At 58.9% G+C, this 16,256-nt stretch carries 16 protein-coding genes; 6 read left to right on the top strand and 10 right to left on the bottom strand.

The window, feature by feature from the left end; translation table 11 throughout:
- Positions 1-17: 17 nt before the first annotated feature.
- The 3 genes from ispE to L991_RS14485 are packed head-to-tail and all read right to left on the bottom strand — an operon-like array spanning position 18 to position 3,233.
- Positions 18-929, bottom strand: coding sequence for a 4-(cytidine 5'-diphospho)-2-C-methyl-D-erythritol kinase (gene ispE, locus L991_RS14475; protein ID WP_047396781.1), 912 nt, complete (start codon positions 927-929; stop codon positions 18-20).
- A complete protein-coding gene (locus L991_RS16680; RefSeq protein WP_052190923.1) occupies positions 926-1,486 on the bottom strand; it encodes an outer membrane lipoprotein LolB in 561 nt (186 codons plus the stop codon). The genes ispE and L991_RS16680 overlap by 4 nt, the downstream gene beginning before the upstream one ends.
- A 4-nt stretch (positions 1,487-1,490) precedes the next feature.
- On the bottom strand, positions 1,491-3,233 hold the full coding sequence (locus L991_RS14485) for a tetratricopeptide repeat protein (RefSeq protein WP_047396782.1): 1,743 nt from the start codon (positions 3,231-3,233) through the stop codon (positions 1,491-1,493).
- Between the two features lie 84 nt (positions 3,234-3,317).
- Between L991_RS14485 and mutM the strand changes: the two genes are divergently transcribed.
- The 3 genes from mutM to L991_RS14500 all read left to right on the top strand — a co-directional run bounded on the left by mutM (position 3,318) and on the right by L991_RS14500 (position 7,043).
- On the top strand, positions 3,318-4,133 hold the full coding sequence (gene mutM, locus L991_RS14490) for a bifunctional DNA-formamidopyrimidine glycosylase/DNA-(apurinic or apyrimidinic site) lyase (RefSeq protein WP_047396783.1): 816 nt from the start codon (positions 3,318-3,320) through the stop codon (positions 4,131-4,133).
- 78 nt (positions 4,134-4,211) lie between these two features.
- Positions 4,212-6,206, top strand: a complete 1,995-nt coding sequence (locus L991_RS14495) for a dynamin family protein (protein WP_051259022.1) — start codon at positions 4,212-4,214, stop codon at positions 6,204-6,206.
- Positions 6,207-6,284: 78 nt separating this feature from the next.
- Positions 6,285-7,043, top strand: coding sequence for a copper homeostasis protein CutC (locus L991_RS14500; RefSeq protein WP_047396784.1), 759 nt, complete (start codon positions 6,285-6,287; stop codon positions 7,041-7,043).
- Positions 7,044-7,046: 3 nt separating this feature from the next.
- Here the strand turns inward: L991_RS14500 and L991_RS14505 are convergent, their stop codons facing one another.
- The 5 genes from L991_RS14505 to L991_RS14525 all read right to left on the bottom strand — a co-directional run bounded on the left by L991_RS14505 (position 7,047) and on the right by L991_RS14525 (position 13,401).
- Positions 7,047-8,093, bottom strand: coding sequence for an oxidoreductase (locus L991_RS14505; RefSeq protein WP_047396950.1), 1,047 nt, complete (start codon positions 8,091-8,093; stop codon positions 7,047-7,049).
- 186 nt (positions 8,094-8,279) lie between these two features.
- Positions 8,280-8,744 (bottom strand): GNAT family N-acetyltransferase, encoded by a 465-nt coding sequence (locus L991_RS14510; RefSeq protein WP_081986703.1) that lies wholly within the window; start codon positions 8,742-8,744, stop codon positions 8,280-8,282.
- A 54-nt stretch (positions 8,745-8,798) separates the two neighbouring features.
- Entirely contained in the window at positions 8,799-11,018 is a 2,220-nt protein-coding gene (locus L991_RS16685) for an ATP-binding protein (protein ID WP_052190925.1), read from the bottom strand.
- Positions 11,019-11,124: 106 nt separating this feature from the next.
- Positions 11,125-12,513, bottom strand: coding sequence for an argininosuccinate lyase (gene argH, locus L991_RS14520; protein ID WP_028450419.1), 1,389 nt, complete (start codon positions 12,511-12,513; stop codon positions 11,125-11,127).
- A gap of 168 nt (positions 12,514-12,681) precedes the next feature.
- The gene (locus L991_RS14525; RefSeq protein ID WP_047396953.1) at positions 12,682-13,401 is read right to left on the bottom strand and encodes a pseudouridine synthase; all 720 of its coding nucleotides are present in this window, start codon (positions 13,399-13,401) and stop codon (positions 12,682-12,684) included.
- Between the two features lie 138 nt (positions 13,402-13,539).
- Here L991_RS14525 and L991_RS14530 point away from each other — a divergent pair, with 138 nt between their 5' ends.
- Positions 13,540-14,061: a GNAT family N-acetyltransferase gene (locus tag L991_RS14530; protein ID WP_047396785.1), complete on the top strand. Its 522-nt coding sequence runs from the start codon at positions 13,540-13,542 to the stop codon at positions 14,059-14,061.
- An 84-nt stretch (positions 14,062-14,145) separates the two neighbouring features.
- Entirely contained in the window at positions 14,146-14,379 is a 234-nt protein-coding gene (locus tag L991_RS14535; protein ID WP_028450422.1) for a TIGR02450 family Trp-rich protein, read from the top strand.
- 56 nt (positions 14,380-14,435) lie between these two features.
- On the opposite strand, the gene L991_RS14540 is transcribed toward L991_RS14535, so the two are convergent.
- Both L991_RS14540 and L991_RS14545 read right to left on the bottom strand, forming a co-directional pair.
- Positions 14,436-14,714 carry a peptidylprolyl isomerase gene (locus L991_RS14540; protein ID WP_028450423.1) on the bottom strand — a complete coding sequence of 93 codons (279 nt, stop codon included), beginning with the start codon at positions 14,712-14,714 and terminating at the stop codon, positions 14,436-14,438.
- 291 nt (positions 14,715-15,005) lie between these two features.
- Complete coding sequence (locus tag L991_RS14545; protein ID WP_028450424.1) at positions 15,006-15,350, bottom strand: hypothetical protein; 345 nt, start codon at positions 15,348-15,350, stop codon at positions 15,006-15,008.
- A gap of 115 nt (positions 15,351-15,465) precedes the next feature.
- Between L991_RS14545 and L991_RS14550 the strand changes: the two genes are divergently transcribed.
- A complete protein-coding gene (locus tag L991_RS14550) occupies positions 15,466-16,221 on the top strand; it encodes a molybdopterin-binding protein (RefSeq protein ID WP_047396786.1) in 756 nt (251 codons plus the stop codon).
- Positions 16,222-16,256 lie beyond the last annotated feature (35 nt).

A 16,256-nucleotide genomic window follows, 5' to 3' on the forward strand; every position in this document is an offset into this window, starting at 1 on the left:
ACGAATTTGCCCCTGACTTAGTCAGTCGCAAAATCGAGTAACTGGTGCTGACTTATTGAAGAGCAGGTAAACCCGGTCATCCCTTCAAGAAGGCAGGATATTACTGCATCCGCCTGATTTTGTGAAGCGTTTTTTTGCGCACTTTGCCGCGAAAACGCTGCAAACACACAACTGCCCGACCCCGTCATTCTAGCGGGCGCAAACTGATTGAGCCAGTCTAACTGCGCGCCAATCAGGGGGAATTTTGCCACCGCAACGGCTTGCAAATCGTTGTGCAATTGCATCCAGTCGAGTTCACCGGCCAGAAGCGCCGCCTTCACCGAGGCCGTATTCCGCGACAAATCAGGGGCGCCGAAAATCGCGGGAGTGGGAACATGCACGGCTGGGTGCAGCACCACGAATTGCTGCTCGGGCACCGCTATCGGCGTCATAATTTCGCCAATGCCTTCTACCAGCGCCGTGCGCCCAAACAGAAAAAACGGTACATCAGCGCCCAGCTGCACGCCCAGCGCCATTAATGCCGCGCGGGATAAATTCAGCTGCCAGAGCCGATTGAGCGCCAGCAACACCGTGGCCGCATCGGAGCTGCCGCCGCCCATGCCACCGCCCATCGGCAGCACTTTATCCACCCGCAGATCCACCCCTAACTGACAACCCGTGTGTTGCTGTAACAGGCGCGCCGCCCGCACGGTGAGATCACTCTCGGCCGGCACCCCCGGCAGTGGGTTGTGATGCACCACAGCCGCATCGTTCCGCACGCGCAGCCAGATCGTGTCTTGCCGATCAACCAGCTGAAAAATCGACTCCAGCAAATGATAACCATCGGCGCGACGGCCAGTGACATGCAAAAACAGGTTTAACTTGGCAGGGGCCGGATAGGCCTGAAAGCCCGCCGCATCAACGACGGGAAGATAAGAAGCTGTGCTCATGGTTGTGCGGCGACGCTCGCCTGCTGCCATTCGTTAATCAAAACGCGGATTTTAATCGCATCCTGCGCGCTGTCGAGCCGTTGCAACTCGATCCGATAGGGCCATTGGCCGCCCCGGTAATCGCTAGGGCTAATCCGCCAGCCCGCCTGCACGAGAGTGTCGCCCTCGCGGCTAAATGCTGCCGTGGGTGCTGGCAAGCCACGCAACCACCAGCGCATCCCACTAACTGGCAACTGTACGCCGGTTAATTCCAGCAATAATGCTTCAGGGTCGCGAGCCGTGCGGCGCTCGGTGCCGCGGTCAAGCTCAGCCTCGACCACCACATCACGCTCATAGCGCAGACGCAACTCGGCCAAGGTATTACCCAAGGGCGTATTCAGCGCCAGCGTGTCACGCTCGGCGCTGGCCTGCCAGACAAACTGCACGGTATCCGCCCGCTCTGCCTGGCGAATATTCACCCGCCCACTGGCGGCAAAGCCTAGCGCTGGCGGCGCCAGCGGCGTCGAACTACAGGCTGCCAAGCACAACGCCAGCAGCGCCAATCCCAGTCCTTTCATCCGCTCAAAGCCCCAGGCGCTGGCGAGTTTCTAGCGCAACCTCATCATCCGGCTGGCGCGCCAGCGCTTCATCCAGCAGCGCTTTGGCGCGCACGGTATCGCCTTGCTGCGCCAGCACTTCGGCCAGGTGGGCGGCGACTTCAGCATCCGGCATCTGCCGGTAGGCGCGCTCTAATAATTGCTGCGCCTCGGCCACCTTACCCTGCTTAAAGCGCAACCAGCCCAGCGAATCCAGAATCACCGGATTATCCGGCTGCATCGCAATAGCTTGCCCTAGGTAGGTATCTGCCTCAACGAGACGATCAGTGCGGCTCGCCAGGATATACCCCAGAGCATTGAGGCCATTCACGCTATTGGGCTGCTGGCGCAGAAATTCGCGCAAATCCGCTTCTGCCCCGGCGTAATCGCCAGCCAGATCACGATACAGCGAGCGATCATAAAATAGCTCGGCCTCATCGGGCTGCGCCGCAACGGCTTTATCCAGCGCGGCCAGTGCTTTATTCAGTTGCCGGCGCTCGCGCCAGACCTGCGCCTCGATCTGCGCTTTGCTGGCCTGCTCTTTCGCGGTGGCGACCGGTAGCGCTGCCAGCGCCTGATCGGCCTTGGCCTGTTGGCCGAGCTTGGCATACAGCCGCGGCAAGCGTGGCTGCAGCAAGGCTTGCTTATCGGCGCCCGCTTTCAAATACCAATCCACCGCATCTTGATATTGGTGTTGCTGCTCGGCCACCTGACCCAGATACGGAGCCAGCTGGCTGGTGGCCGCGGGGTTGAGCGTGACCGCGCGCAGCAGGCTGCGCTGTGCCTTGGCCACTTCATTGAGTTGCATGGCCACCAAACCATGGCCGATCAGCGCTTCGAGCTGATCCGGGTTTTTCGCCAGCACCTGCTCGTAGGCGCTCAGGGCCGGCACCAATTCGCCACTATCTGCCGCCAAGCGCGCTTGCGCGAGCACCACGCCCAGCGATTGCGGATTATTTTTTGCAGCCTGCGCCAGTAGTTGGGCTGAGGCTTGCGGGTCTTTGCCTTCCAGTAGCTGCACTTTATACAGCACCGCTGGCTCCCAATCTGGCCTCTGCTTCAAGGCCAGATTCAGCTCGGCCAGCGCCGGGTCGATTTGCTTAGCGCCACCATAGCCAACCGCGCGCGCAAAATGCGCCTCGGGTAGATTATCGTAGCGCGCGGTCAGCTCCAGCGTGAGATCGAGTACGGCTTGGCGATCCACTTCTTTGGGCCACAGCTGATGCATTTGCAGGAAAAAGGGCGCCACTTCGCTGGGCTTGGCCGCAAACATCGCTTGCAGATGCGGCTTGGCTTCAATCAGCCGGCCACTACGTAGTAATAAGCTCACCATCAGCTGCCGTGCCGCGAGCACCTCGGGGGCAGCGGCAATCCAGATTTCGGTCGCTTCTTGCGCCAACACCAATTGCCCCGACGCAACGGCAAGCTGGGCCGCTCGCTGCGCCACGCGTGGGTCTTTGGATTTGCGCGCCAGATCCACCCAGGCTTCGGCGGCGAGGCCAAATTGACCTCGTTGCGCTGCGATATCACCCACCAGGAAGCGCAACATCAGCTCATCGCTCATTTCCAGCTTGGGTAGCTGCGCTTCGCTGTATTGGGGCAGCGCATCGGCATCATTATCGGCGGCAGCCGGCGTCGGGCTGGGGGTGGCCGCTGGCGGCAAGGTACTGGCGCAGCCACCTAGCCATAAACTCAGGGAAACCAAGACAGCACGAAGGGGGAAAGTCATGAATGCTCCAACAGTGAGCGGCGACAAACGGAATGTCGATATTAGGTAAACTAGGCGGCAAAGTCCAACAGCAGGCCCTGCCCCATGCCCGAACTCCCCGAAGTAGAAACCACCCGCCGCGGAATTGAGCATCATCTTTTACAGCAAACCATTGCTGACATCATAGTGCGCAACCCGCGGCTACGCTGGCCTGTACCGGCCGAGCTGGCGCAGATTTTGCCCGGGCAAACCATTTTATCGGTGCGCCGGCGTGCCAAATATTTACTACTCGAAGTAGAGCGCGGCACCGTGCTCATTCACCTCGGCATGTCGGGCAATCTGCGGGTTTTAACCGAGAACTATCCGGCCGAAAAACACGACCATATCGATCTGGTGCTCGCCAATGGCCATTTGCTGCGCTATCGCGACCCTCGGCGTTTTGGTGCCTGGCTGTGGCTAACCGGCGACCCGCTGCTGCACCCGCAGCTCGCGGCACTCGGCCCCGAGCCATTAAGCGCGGCGTTTGATGCCACTTATCTGGTCGGCCAACTTGCCAATAAGCGCACCCCGATCAAACCCAATTTGATGGATAACCACATCGTGGTCGGCGTCGGCAATATTTATGCCTCCGAATCACTGTTTCGCGCCCGCATCAACCCGCAGCGCCCGTCCAACAGCCTGACCGCAGCCGAAATTAGTCGCCTAGTAAATGAGATCAAGCACACACTTACCGAGGCGATTACTGCTGGCGGCAGCACTTTAAGGGATTATGTGGATACCGATGGCAAGGCCGGATACTTCATGATTAATAGTTATGTCTATGGCCGCGCGGGCCAGCCTTGCCGGGTGTGTAGTACTGCAATTACAACAATCCGGCAGGCGCAGAGGGCGACTTTCTATTGTCCGCGCTGCCAAGATTGACAAGCGCCAGAGGGCGCGGCATAAACAGAGAATAATTAAGGCAAGCTGCCAGATGCGCCCGGCGCACAAGGGGACAAAATGAGCACCGATTATCTGCACCAGGAAGAAGTCGCGGCCAACGATCATCTGATCGCCAATTTTCAGGCCTATAGCCAATGGCGCGGCACGCTGACGCATTCGATTGCCCAGCTGTCCCGCTGGCTGAGCGATCAAGACCTGAATGACACGCAAACCACGCTGCGCATTCAGGCCATGATTGAGCGGCTGAAAGAAGACAAACTCAACATCGCCTTCGTGGCCGAGTTTTCTCGCGGCAAATCCGAGCTGATTAATGCGATCTTCTTTGCCCATTATCGCAAACGGATTTTGCCATCCAGTGCAGGCCGGACCACCATGTGTCCGACCGAGCTGCTGTTTGATGCCAGCAAGCCGCCTTGCCTGCAGCTGTTGCCGATCGAAACCCGCGCCGATAATGTCACCACGGTGGAATACCGCCGCTATCAAGACGAATGGCACACCATCGCGCTGAATATCGACGATGCCGACTCGATGCAGGAAGCCTTCAAAGAAATCGGCCGCACCCAGCGCGTCAACATCGAAACCGCCAAGAAATTCGGCCTGTACGATGAAAACGACCCGGATCAGGTCATTACGGTTGACCAACGTGGTGAAGTAGAAATCCCCTGCTGGCGCCACGCGGTGATTAACTTCCCGCACCCGCTGCTGGAGCAAGGTCTGGTCATTCTCGATACCCCGGGGCTGAACGCCATCGGTACCGAGCCTGAGCTGACGCTGAACCTGCTGCCCAACGCGCACGCCATTCTGTTTATTCTGGCTGCCGATACTGGCGTCACCAAATCGGATATCGAAGTATGGCGCAACCACATTGTGCGAAACCAAAGTGGCAAACGTGGTCGCTTGGTCGTGCTGAACAAGATTGATGGCCTGTGGGACGACCTGAAAACCAGCGCCGAAATCGAGCAGGAAATCGCCAAGCAGGTTAAAACCACCGCGGATCTACTCAGCCTGCCACCGCAGCAGGTCTACCCTGTGTCAGCGCAAAAAGCGCTGGTGGCCAAAGTTCAGAACGATGACGCCCTGCTGGTGCAGTCCCGCCTCACCGCGCTGGAAAAAGCGCTTTCAGATGATTTGCTGCCCGGCAAGCAAGATATCGTGCGCGATGCCACGCAAAGCGAAGTGGAAGACGTGGTCTCTGCCGTCCGGGCGATTTTGCAAGCCCGCCAGGAAGGCGTGAGCGAACAGCTCACCGAGCTGACCGGGCTGCGCGGCAAAAACCAAGACGTCATCTTGCAGATGATGGACAAAGTACAACTGGACAAAAAACAGTTCGAGCAAGGCTTGGTGCGCTTTCAAGCGCTGCGCTCGGTCTTTACCCAGCAAACCAATAAGCTGTTTTCGCTCTTGGGCAAAGACGCACTAAAAGCTGAAATCGACCGCATTCGCGACCAGATGGAACGCAGCCTATTCTCCTTTGGCGATGGCGGCTTGTCGGCCACGATGGATAAATTCTTCATCGATGTGAATGGCTCGATTTCCAAATCTGCAGAGCAGATCGCCGAAATTCAGGCCATGATGGCCGCGATGTATAAGAAATTCAGCGAAGAACACGGCTTGGGCACCGCCACACCGCCACCGTTCTCCACCCTGAAATACCACAAAGAGTTGGCCCGCCTCGAGAAATCATTCCGCGAGCACTTCAATACCGTGGGCAATCTGCTCACCACCAGCCGTGGTCGCCTCACGCATAAATTCTTTGAGACGGTGGCCAGCCGGGTGGTGTATGTGTTTGAAGTGGCCAACCGCGACGTGGAAAACTGGCTTAAAGCCGTGATGGCACCGATGGAAACGCAGGTGCGCGAGCATCAATTGCAGCTGCGCCGCCGGCTGGAATCGATCAAACGCATCCACAAAGCGACCGACACGCTGGAAGATCGTATCCTCGAGCTGGAAGAAATCGATCGCCAGTTGGCCGAGCAAATGGGTGAGCTCAACGGCCAATTGCGAAATGTTTACACTGCGCTGCAGGCCGAAATGCAGAGCAAAGTGGCATAATCAACCCACGCATTGACCCCAACGCCGCAGCAATGCGGCGTTTTTTATGGGCGCTCGCGCCCACACGAGGAGGAACGCATGGATGATCTGCAACTGGAAATTTGCGCTGGCTCGGTCACATCGTGTCTGGCGGCACAGGAAGGCGGCGCACACCGGGTCGAATTTTGCGACAACCTACTTGAAGGTGGCACCACGCCCTCTTATGGCCAGCTGGCAGCCGCGCGCGATCGGCTCTGGATCACGCTGAATGTCATTATCCGCCCACGTGGCGGCGATTTTCTGTACAGCGATCTGGAATTTGAAGTGATGGAACGCGATGTGCTGATGTGCAAGAAGATAGGGGTGGATGGTATTGTCATCGGGCTCTTAAACGCCGATGGCTCCGTCGATATACCCCGTACTCAGCGCCTGGTTGAATTGGCCGGGCCTTTGCCGGTGACCTTCCATCGCGCCTTTGATGTTGCGCGCGATCCGCAGCAAGCGCTGGAAGACATTATCCGCTGCGGCTGCACCAAACTGCTGTCGAGTGGGCAAGCGCCCACGGCGCTGGAAGGCGCGGCATTGCTGCGCGAATTGCAGCAGCAGGCTGGCACGCGCCTGCAGGTCATGCCCGGAGCCGGCGTGCGGGCCCACAATATTGCCGAACTGGTGCGCGCCACCGGCTGCCGCGAATTTCATAGCTCCGGCCGTGCCGCCGCCGCCAGTGGCATGCAGTATTTCAACCCACAGGTCAAAATGGGCGCGCCGGGCCAAGATGAATACAGCCTAGTTGAAACCCGCGCCGAGCTGGTGCGCGAATTACTGGCCAATGCGCGCGGCGCGCTGAGCGCCGCCTAAGCCTTAAATTACGGCGATGCGGCGCCCTTCGGCGCTGCTTTGCCGGGCCAGATCGAGGATATGCATCACCTCGCGAGCTTGATGCCCGGGCACCGGATTAGGCGCCTCGCCCAGAATCGCCTGGCGGATCTGGCGGTAGTAGGCCAGATAATCGCCAGCCGGCAATGGCAATTTATCTACCAGGGTATCGTCGCCTGAGGCTTGTAGAATATCTGCCTGGCGCATATCCCTACCCCAGGTATCCTGATCTGGCCGGGCGCCGTCTTTGAGCCAGCCTTCCTGATGGTCAAGACCATTGACCTTAAATGCCGCCTGACTACCCTGCACCAAAAAGCGCGGGGTGCCGCCATGCACCAAGGTACCGGCCGAGAGCACAGCGCGCATGGTCTTGTAATGCAGCACCACGTGAAAATCATCGACCGTGAGCGCGCCTTCACGGCGCAAGCTCAAATCGGCGCTCACCGCCTCGGGGGGGCCAAATAATTGCAGCGCCTGATCCACTAGATGCGGGCCTAAGTCATACCAAAGCCCGGCGCCCGGCACATCGGCCTCGCGCCAGCGCGACCGCACCTGTGGGCGGAAACGATCAAAATGGCTGGTAAACGACACAATATGCCCCAAGCGACCCGCCCGTACGCAGGCGGCCAACGCCAGATAATCGCTATCCCAGCGGCGATTGTGAAACACCGAGAGCAAGAGCCCGGCGGCATCGGCTCGCGCCACCAGATCATCGGCTTCGCGCAAATCCAGCGTAAATGGCTTATCGATCACCACATGCTTGCCCGCCGCCAGTGCGGCGCGAGCCAGTGGGTAATGGGTTTCGTTGGGGGTGGCAATTACAATCAGATCGAGCCCCGGATGCGTAATCAGGCGATCGGGCTCGGTTTTGATCACGCAATCGGGCCAGTCGGCGATCACATCGGCGGGGCGGGAGCTGGCAATCGCCGTGAGCTGCAAACCGGGGCAACTATCAATCAGCGGCGCGTGGATCGTTTTTCCGGCATAGCCATAGCCAATCAATCCGACTTTCAATACTGCGGCATCCGTCACAGCCAACTCCTGCATCAAAACAGCCGCCACTGTATAGCGATTCAGGGCGTGTGTCAGTAAGGTGTTTACGGTGTTTTGCTGCACCGCAACCCCTCTTCAAACCCGCAATGTGATGTAGTTCAAACAAAAACAAGGCTTTAGCTTTCTTTACAATCACAAGTAATGCCAAGCAAAGCTTACATCGCGTCAGGCTTTGCGCGCCTCGGGCTCGCGCAGCATATCCACATGCTCAATGCCATCTTCATCGTAAGGCGGCGAAATCGTCACATAGCCATGCCGGCCATAAAAGCCTTGCAAGTGGGCTTGCGCGCCAATTCGATTGCCTTGCCCCGGATAACGCTGGGCGGCAAAACGCAGCCCTTCGGCGATCAGCGTGTGGCCGGCGCCAGTACCGCGCCAAGCCGGCGCCACCACCACGCGCCCCAGGGAAGGCTCGGCAAATTTCTCGCCCGGCGGCACTAGCCGCAAGCAAGCGGCCAGCTGCTCACCATCCCACCCCAGCAAATGATCGGCGCTCAGATCGAGCGCATCCAAGTCGGGGTAGGCGCAGGCCTGCTCGACCACAAACACGGCCTGACGCAGTTGCAAATAGTAATAGAGGGTTAGCGAATCGAACTCAGGCCAGCGTCGCCATTGCCATTGCAAATCCATCTCGCGCTCCGGGCAAAAGGCTTATTCTACGTGCGCGGCGCCGCTGCCGCAGCCTTAGTGTGCGCGTTGCGGGGCAGCCACCGGCAAACGCAGGATAAAGCGGGTACCCTCACCCAGCGTACTTTCCACCCGGATATCGCCACCCAGCACCGAATGCACAATGTTGTAGACAATATTCAGCCCGAGGCCCGAGCCCCCTTGCCCCAGTTTGGTGGTAAAGAAGGGCTCGAAAATCCGTGAAAGATGCTCGGCGGGGATGCCACAGCCATTGTCCGCCACCACCATTTCCAGCTCGCTAGGGCTCACTCGCCGCGCCGTCACCGTCACCTTGCCATCATCGCGGCCAGCAAAGGCGTGGTTTTCGGCATTGGCGATCAGATTATTCAGCACCTGCGCCAGTGCCCCGGGGTAGCTATCCAGCCACAATTCGGCCGGCACCTCGCTAGACAGCCGCTCAGCCGAATACAGCACGCTCATGGTTTGCATCACCTGCTGCACAGATTCGGCCAGCTCGAAGCGCCGGCGCTGATCGCTGGTTTGATCCACCGCCACCTGCTTAAAGCTACTGACTAATTGCGCCGCCTGCTGCAAATTGCGCATCAAGATCTGCAAGCCCTGCTCGGTAACCTCAACATATTCGGTGAGGGCTGCTTTGCGCAGCGTTTGCTGCGACAGCTGCTCGGCCAGCTCGCGATTTTTCTCCTGCAAGGTAGAGCCCATGGTGACCCCGACCCCAATCGGGGTATTGAGCTCATGCGCCACCCCGGCCACCAGATTGCCCAGTGCGGCCATTTTTTCTGATTCCACCAGCATGCGCTGGGTAGCTTTGAGCTGGGCGATGGTGTCTTGCAAGACGGCATTGGCCTCGACCAGCTCCCGCGTGCGCTGGGCGACGGTTTCTTCCAGATGCTCGGCATGGTGAGTGACCGCATGCAGATAGCTGGCCCGCTCGCGAGCCGTGGCTGCCACTTGGTGAAAACTATCCTGCCAGGCCCGCGGCACGGATGGCGCTTCGCTGTCAGGCGCGTTTTGCACCCGCCCCACAAAATCCACCAACCGTAGCGCCGGCCAGGCAAAAAAGTAAGAAATCGCCCACGCCGCGCACAGCAGCAAGGCTAGTAGCCCCACCATCACCAGCGAGGTGGCTTGCTGGGTGCGGGCATTGGCTTGCTGCAATTCCAGTGCTGAAAAATACACCAGCAGATGCCATTGCTTGCCCTTCACCGGCAGCCCCAGCCAATACCAGTTACCGGCCTGCTGAAAGCTGCTGTGCTTGCCAGCCACTAGGCTAGCCAGTGGGATCTGCCGTAAATCTGCCGGGAGTATATCGCCCAACTTAAGGATATCCTTGGCATTCAGCACCATACCCTCATCATCGGCCAGTACATTACCCACCGAATCAACGACCAGCGCGTGCCCGAGCAGGTTTTGCTCATGCCGCAACACATTGGCGAACATCTTGAGCGTGACATCGGTGCCCACCACCCCGGCATACTGCTGCTCGACGTACAGCGGGTGCAATAGGCTTACCATCGCGCCCTTGCCGCCCGCATCATAATACGGCGTCGTCCAGCGCATTTCGCGGTTGGGATTGCGGGTGGGCGACATCAGCTGTACCGGGCGAGTGCCACCGGCATCAAAGACCACTTTCAGCATGCTGGCGGTATCTTTGGTGCCTGTGGCCTGCCATAGCTCAGGCTCGGCGATATGCGGATAAATTGAAGAAAAATCTTCGCGTGGCGAGTAGTAATACGACCACTGAAAGAAGGGATGCGCCTGATGCGTCGCATGCATCAGCGCAAAGGCGCTCATGGCGGCCTCTACTTCCCGCGCCAACTGCGGCTGGCTAAGTGCTTGCGGAGCCACCAGCGCCTCACCCAGTCGTTCGCGCCACCAGGGTTTGAGCTTTTCGCCAATCAACGCCCCACTACCACTGCGGCGCACCCCCTGGCTGCTGAGCTCTTGCCACACAGCGGGCGACCAGCCGAGCGCGGGCTTTTGCAATACATCGGTCATTTGCTGGCCCAAGCGCTGCAAATGACTGGTGGCCACCTCGGTTAGCTGCTCGAACGACAACCGCTGCTGCTCGGCCCGCGCCTGCGTCAGCGCCAGTAGCCGCGCCTCGCCGGCGGCTTCGGTGTGTTGCTGGTAATACCACAGGCCTGCCAGCACGGGCAGCACCATCGCTAGCAAAGAGAGCACAAATTGCCGCTGCAAGCGCCGCAACGGCCGGCCGCTGGCCGGGGCAATGGCAGGAGAGGAAGGGGTATGCATGGCCAGCTCACCAGTGACGGGTCGAACAGCTCAGTTATAGACCGCCCACCTGCCGCGGCCAATAAAAAACCCGGCCAAGGCCGGGTTGGTCGCACAAGGCATCAGCTTAGCCACCGATGCGCTCGCGCCATTTCGCCACTTGCACCAATACCTGGAATGGCGCGGTGCCACCGACGTGGTTACGCGCGTCCAGCGAACCTTGCAACGTCAGCACTTGCTGCACGTCGTCTTCGATCAGCGGCGAGAAGGATTTAAGCTCAACCAAGGTCAGATCGGCCAAATCTTTTTTCTTCTCTTCGGCGTAACGCACCGCCAGCGCTACGGCTTCGTGCGCGTCACGGAATGGCAGGCCACGTTTCACCAGATAATCGGCCAGGTCGGTCGCAGTCGCAAAGCCTTGCTTGGCCGCGCGTTCCATCGCTTCAGGTTTCACAGTGATGCCGCGCATCATGTCGGCGTAAATACGCAGCGTGTCGGTCAGCGTGTCAACGGTGTCAAACAGGCCTTCTTTGTCTTCCTGATTGTCTTTGTTGTACGCCAGTGGCTGGCCTTTCATCAGCGTGAGCAAGGCGATCAAATGGCCATTTACACGGCCAGTTTTACCGCGCACCAATTCGGGCACGTCGGGGTTTTTCTTTTGCGGCATGATCGAGCTGCCGGTACAGAAACGATCAGCAATATCGATAAAGCCGTAGCGTGGGCTCATCCACAAAATCAATTCTTCTGACAGGCGCGACAAGTGCGTCATGATCAGCGCGCCAGCGGCGGTAAACTCAATCGCAAAGTCACGATCGGAAACAGCGTCGAGCGAGTTTTCGCAAATGCCTTCAAAGCCCAGCAGTTTCGCGGTGATGCTGCGATCGATCGGGAAAGTGGTCCCTGCTAGCGCAGCTGAGCCCAAAGGCATGCGGTTCACGCGTTTGCGCGCGTCGGCCAAACGCTCGGCATCACGGCCCAGCATTTCCACATAGGCGAGCATATGGTGACCAAAGGTCACGGGCTGCGCCACTTGCAAATGGGTAAAACCTGGCATGACGGTACTAGCATTTTTCTCGGCCAGATCGACCAGCGAATGCTGCAGATCACGCACCAGGCCCAAAATCAGATCAATCGCGCCGCGCAGGTACAGGCGAATGTCGGTCGCCACTTGGTCGTTGCGTGAACGGCCTGTGTGCAGGCGTTTACCGGCGTCGCCGATTTTATCGGTCAGGCGGCGCTCGATATTCATGTGCACGTCTTCCAGATCCAGGCTCCACTCGAAGCGGCCGGCGCGGATGTCATCCAGAATATCGGCCATGCCGCTTTGGATGGCGCGCAGATCTTCATCCGACAACACGCCCACCTGATTAAGCATACCGGCGTGCGCCAGTGAGCCCTGAATATCGACTTCCGCCATGCGGTTATCAAAAAAGACCGACGCGGTATAGCGTTTCACCAGCTCAGAAACGGGCTCGTTAAAACGGCCAGACCAGGTTTTATTGGCGGAATCAGACATTGCAAGGTTTCCGGAAAATAGATATGAGAAATCAGCGGCGATTATACGGGAAAATCCTGCCCCTCGCGCAGCCGGCGCAGTACGCGCCCACGCCGGCGTGGCGACACCGATACTGCCACAGGTATTAAGCTGCAAAGCAAGATAATCATGGCCTTGCCGGCAATACCCCTAGCCCTGCCGTTGCAAAATCGCCAGTTCGGCCTCGGTGAGAAAACGCCATTCACCCTCGGCCAGATCAAGATCGGCCAGCTGCAGCTCGCCAATCGCGGTACGCGTCAGCGCCGCGCAGTGATTGCCCGCGGCGGCCAGCATGCGTTTCACCTGGTGGTATTTGCCTTGTTCGAGCACGATTTCAATCTCGAACTCGCCCAGCTGGCGCGCGCTCAGCGCGGCAATTGGCGCGGGCTCGTCGATCAGTTGCACGCCTTTCAGTAGGCTTTGCACGAGCGCCTCATCCACCGGACGGGCCGTGGTGGCACGGTAGGTTTTCGGCTGATGGCGCTTGGGCGAGCTTTGCGCATGAATAAACGCGCCATCATCCGATAGCAGCAACAGCCCGGTGGTATCGTGATCCAGCCGGCCCACCGGCTGCACATCGCGCCATTCCATGTTTTCGGGAAATAAATTCAAAATCGGTGGGTGATGACTGGGCTTGCGCGAACATTCGTAGCCGCTGGGCTTATTGAGCACCAGATACACTTGCGCGCGGTATTCCCACTCTTCGTCAAACACGGTGAATTTCAGCCCTTCGGGGATGAATTCGGTTTTCCAGCTGGTCACCGTTTCGCCATTTACGGTGACTTCACCGTCTTCGATCAGCTCACGACAGCCTTTGCGCGAACCAAAGCCCTGGCTTTGCAAAATCCGGTCTAAGGAAAGTTTTTTCATACCCTGCATCCTGAATAGTCTGCCGCTATTGTAAAGCAGCCACGCGTGGCTTACGACCACGCCGATCGGGGTGATCCCGACTGGCCTAGCGGCGCCGCGCCGCTTAGACTGAGGCTTTGCCGATTCAGCGAGTGCACCATGCCGGTAGTTCACTGCACCCTTGAGCGCCATGGCGCCGCCATTTTGGCTATTTTGAACGACGCCATCCTGCATAGTACGGCGCTGTATGACTATCAGCCGCGCAGCAGCGAGCAGATGGCCAGCTGGTTTGCCACCAAGATCGCCGGCGGCTATCCGGTATTGGGGCTGGAAAACAGCGCTGGCGAATTACTGGGCTTTGCCAGCTATGGGCCGTTTCGGGCTTTTCCGGCGTTTAAATATACGGTGGAGCATGCAATTTATGTGGCCCCCGGGCAGCGTGGGCAAGGCATCGGCGAGCAATTATTGCGGCTGATTATCGCCGCCGCCGAAGCCGACCAGCGCCACACCCTGGTCGGCGCGATCGATGCCGCGAACCACGCCAGCCTCGCGCTGCATCAGAAGTTGGGCTTTGTCGAAACTGGGCGCCTGCCGCAGGTGGGGTTTAAATTTGGCCGCTGGCTCGATCTGGTGTTGTGCCAGCTCACACTCAGCACCCCGGCGCAACCGCAAGACGGTTAAATATTACGAAAGCATATTGAAATCGTGGCGCAATCTCTGCATGCTATCAGGTTGTTTGTGAGAAAACCTGCAGGACACCCTAGCATGCCGCACCCCACGCGCCGCTGGCATCCAAAAAAATTGCTACGCAGCAAATGGACCGCCGTACAGCCGAAAGAAAAAGAGAAGCACTTTATTGTTGTGCGGGTCGAGACCGACCCGAATAATATCCAGCGCATGACCGACATTACGCTGGAGGCGGTGTTTACCCGCCGGCACTTTACCGTGCACTGGAGCGAGCTGAGCAACACCGAGCACTGGAAGGTGGGCTGGGTATAGCCATGTAAGCCTTTAAAATAAAAGCCTACAGATCCATACCCATCATGTAGAACAGCTTAGCCGCGGGTTTCCACGATCAGCAAGTGGTAGCCAAACTGGGTTTGCACCGGGCCTTGTACTTCATTCAGCGGCGCGCTAAACACCACTTTATCGAATTCCGGCACCATCATGCCTGGGCCAAATGAGCCCAGATAGCCGCCTTGGGCGCTAGATGGGCAGCTAGAATGCTCGCTAGCCACCGCGGCAAAATCCGCCCCGGCCAGAATTTGCTCTTTCAGCGCCAGACATTGGGCTTCGGTATTCACCAGCAGGTGACGGGCGGTAGCTTGAACCATAAAATACTCCTTAGTAGATAGAAAAACAGCGGCATAAGGCCGCTCAGATGGATGACCAACCCCGCTCGCGTAGCGAGGCTCCCCTCAAGGAGGGAACGGGAGGGGTGGGAACAGAACATGAAGGCTGCGGATTGAAAGCCTTATTTCCCAGGCTTGGCTTGGCCGAGACTTGAAGAAGATTGCTCTAGCACTTTGTCAGTAGCCTGAGCGGCACAAGGCCGCTGCGGTTAGGGAATGTATATGGGCGCGGGACGGTTTTTCAAGCCAAGGCGCGCCTGGGCGCAGTGCGGCTCAAACAAATTCATCGGGCTCGATGGCCGGATCGAAATGATGCAGCACCAGATAATCATCCCAGCCCTCATCACCCTGGGCGATCGCCATGCTGGCACGCTGCAGCTGAAAAGCCAGCAGCGAGCCATCATAAATACTGCTTTTCACCTCATCCCACAACGCCGCCAGATCGTCGGTTTTGTATTCAAAATTCAGATACGGGCCCTCTTCTTCGCCCTCGGTGACCCGCGAGCCACGCACCAGCGGGTGCTGCGCCAGCTTGGCAAAAGCCGCCCGCGCCTGCTCCAGATTCAGCGTTGGCACGCGCTGCGGGTGAAGTTGAATCAGCAAAATGCGGGGTTCCATGGGGCGTCCTTGGTGGGCGAAGCAAAACCGACATCCTACCCCAAGCCGCCATCGCTGTGCTTGCCGCCGCGCCGCGCGCATCGCAGAATAAGCCGCATCAATCCGGGAGCAAGCCATGGCACAGTTTCAGTTTTTCATCATTGGGGATGAAATCCTCAGCGGCCGTCGCCAAGATCAACATTTTACTCAGGGGCTACAGGCGCTCCAGCGCCATGGCCATCAGCTGGTGGGCGCGCGCTATTTGCCCGATGATCCGGCTGTGATCGAGGCGGCCTTTGCCGCCACGCTGGCCGCTGGGGCCAATGTGATCAGCTTTGGCGGCATTGGCGCCACCCCCGACGATCACACCCGCGCGGCGCTGGCACGCGCCGCTGGCGTAGCGCTCAGCCCGCAACCTGAAGCAGTAGCGCTGATCGAGGCGCGCTTTGGCAGCGACGCCTACCCGCATCGCATCCGCATGGCCGAGTTTCCGGCTGGCAGCAGCCTGATTCCCAATCCGGTCAATCAGGTTGCCGGAGCGTGGTTTTGCCAGCATGCCTTGCTGCCGGGTTTTCCCAGCATGGCCTGGCCGATGCTGGAATGGGTGCTGAGCTCGCATTTTAGCGATGGCGAGCTGGCCACCGTGTGTAGCGTGATCGTGCCCGATGCGCGCGAGGGCGATCTGATTACCCTGATGGAAGAATGGGTGCGGCAATATCCGGCGCTGGGCTTTAGCAGCCTGCCCAGCTTTGGCAATGCGCGCCACCCTAGCCCGCATATCGAATTCAGTTTTAGCGGGCCGGCCGAGCAAGCCGAAGCGGCGCTGGCGAGCTGGTGTAAGGCGCTGGATGCGCGTGGCCTGGCCTGGTTCCGGCCCGCAGCGGCCAAGTAGGCTGGCAATACGTCCAATTTGGGTTCATCGTTTTT

The sequence above is a fragment of the Chitinibacter sp. ZOR0017 genome, from assembly GCF_000799095.1.
Classification (GTDB): Bacteria; Pseudomonadota; Gammaproteobacteria; order Burkholderiales; family Chitinibacteraceae; genus Chitinibacter; species Chitinibacter tainanensis.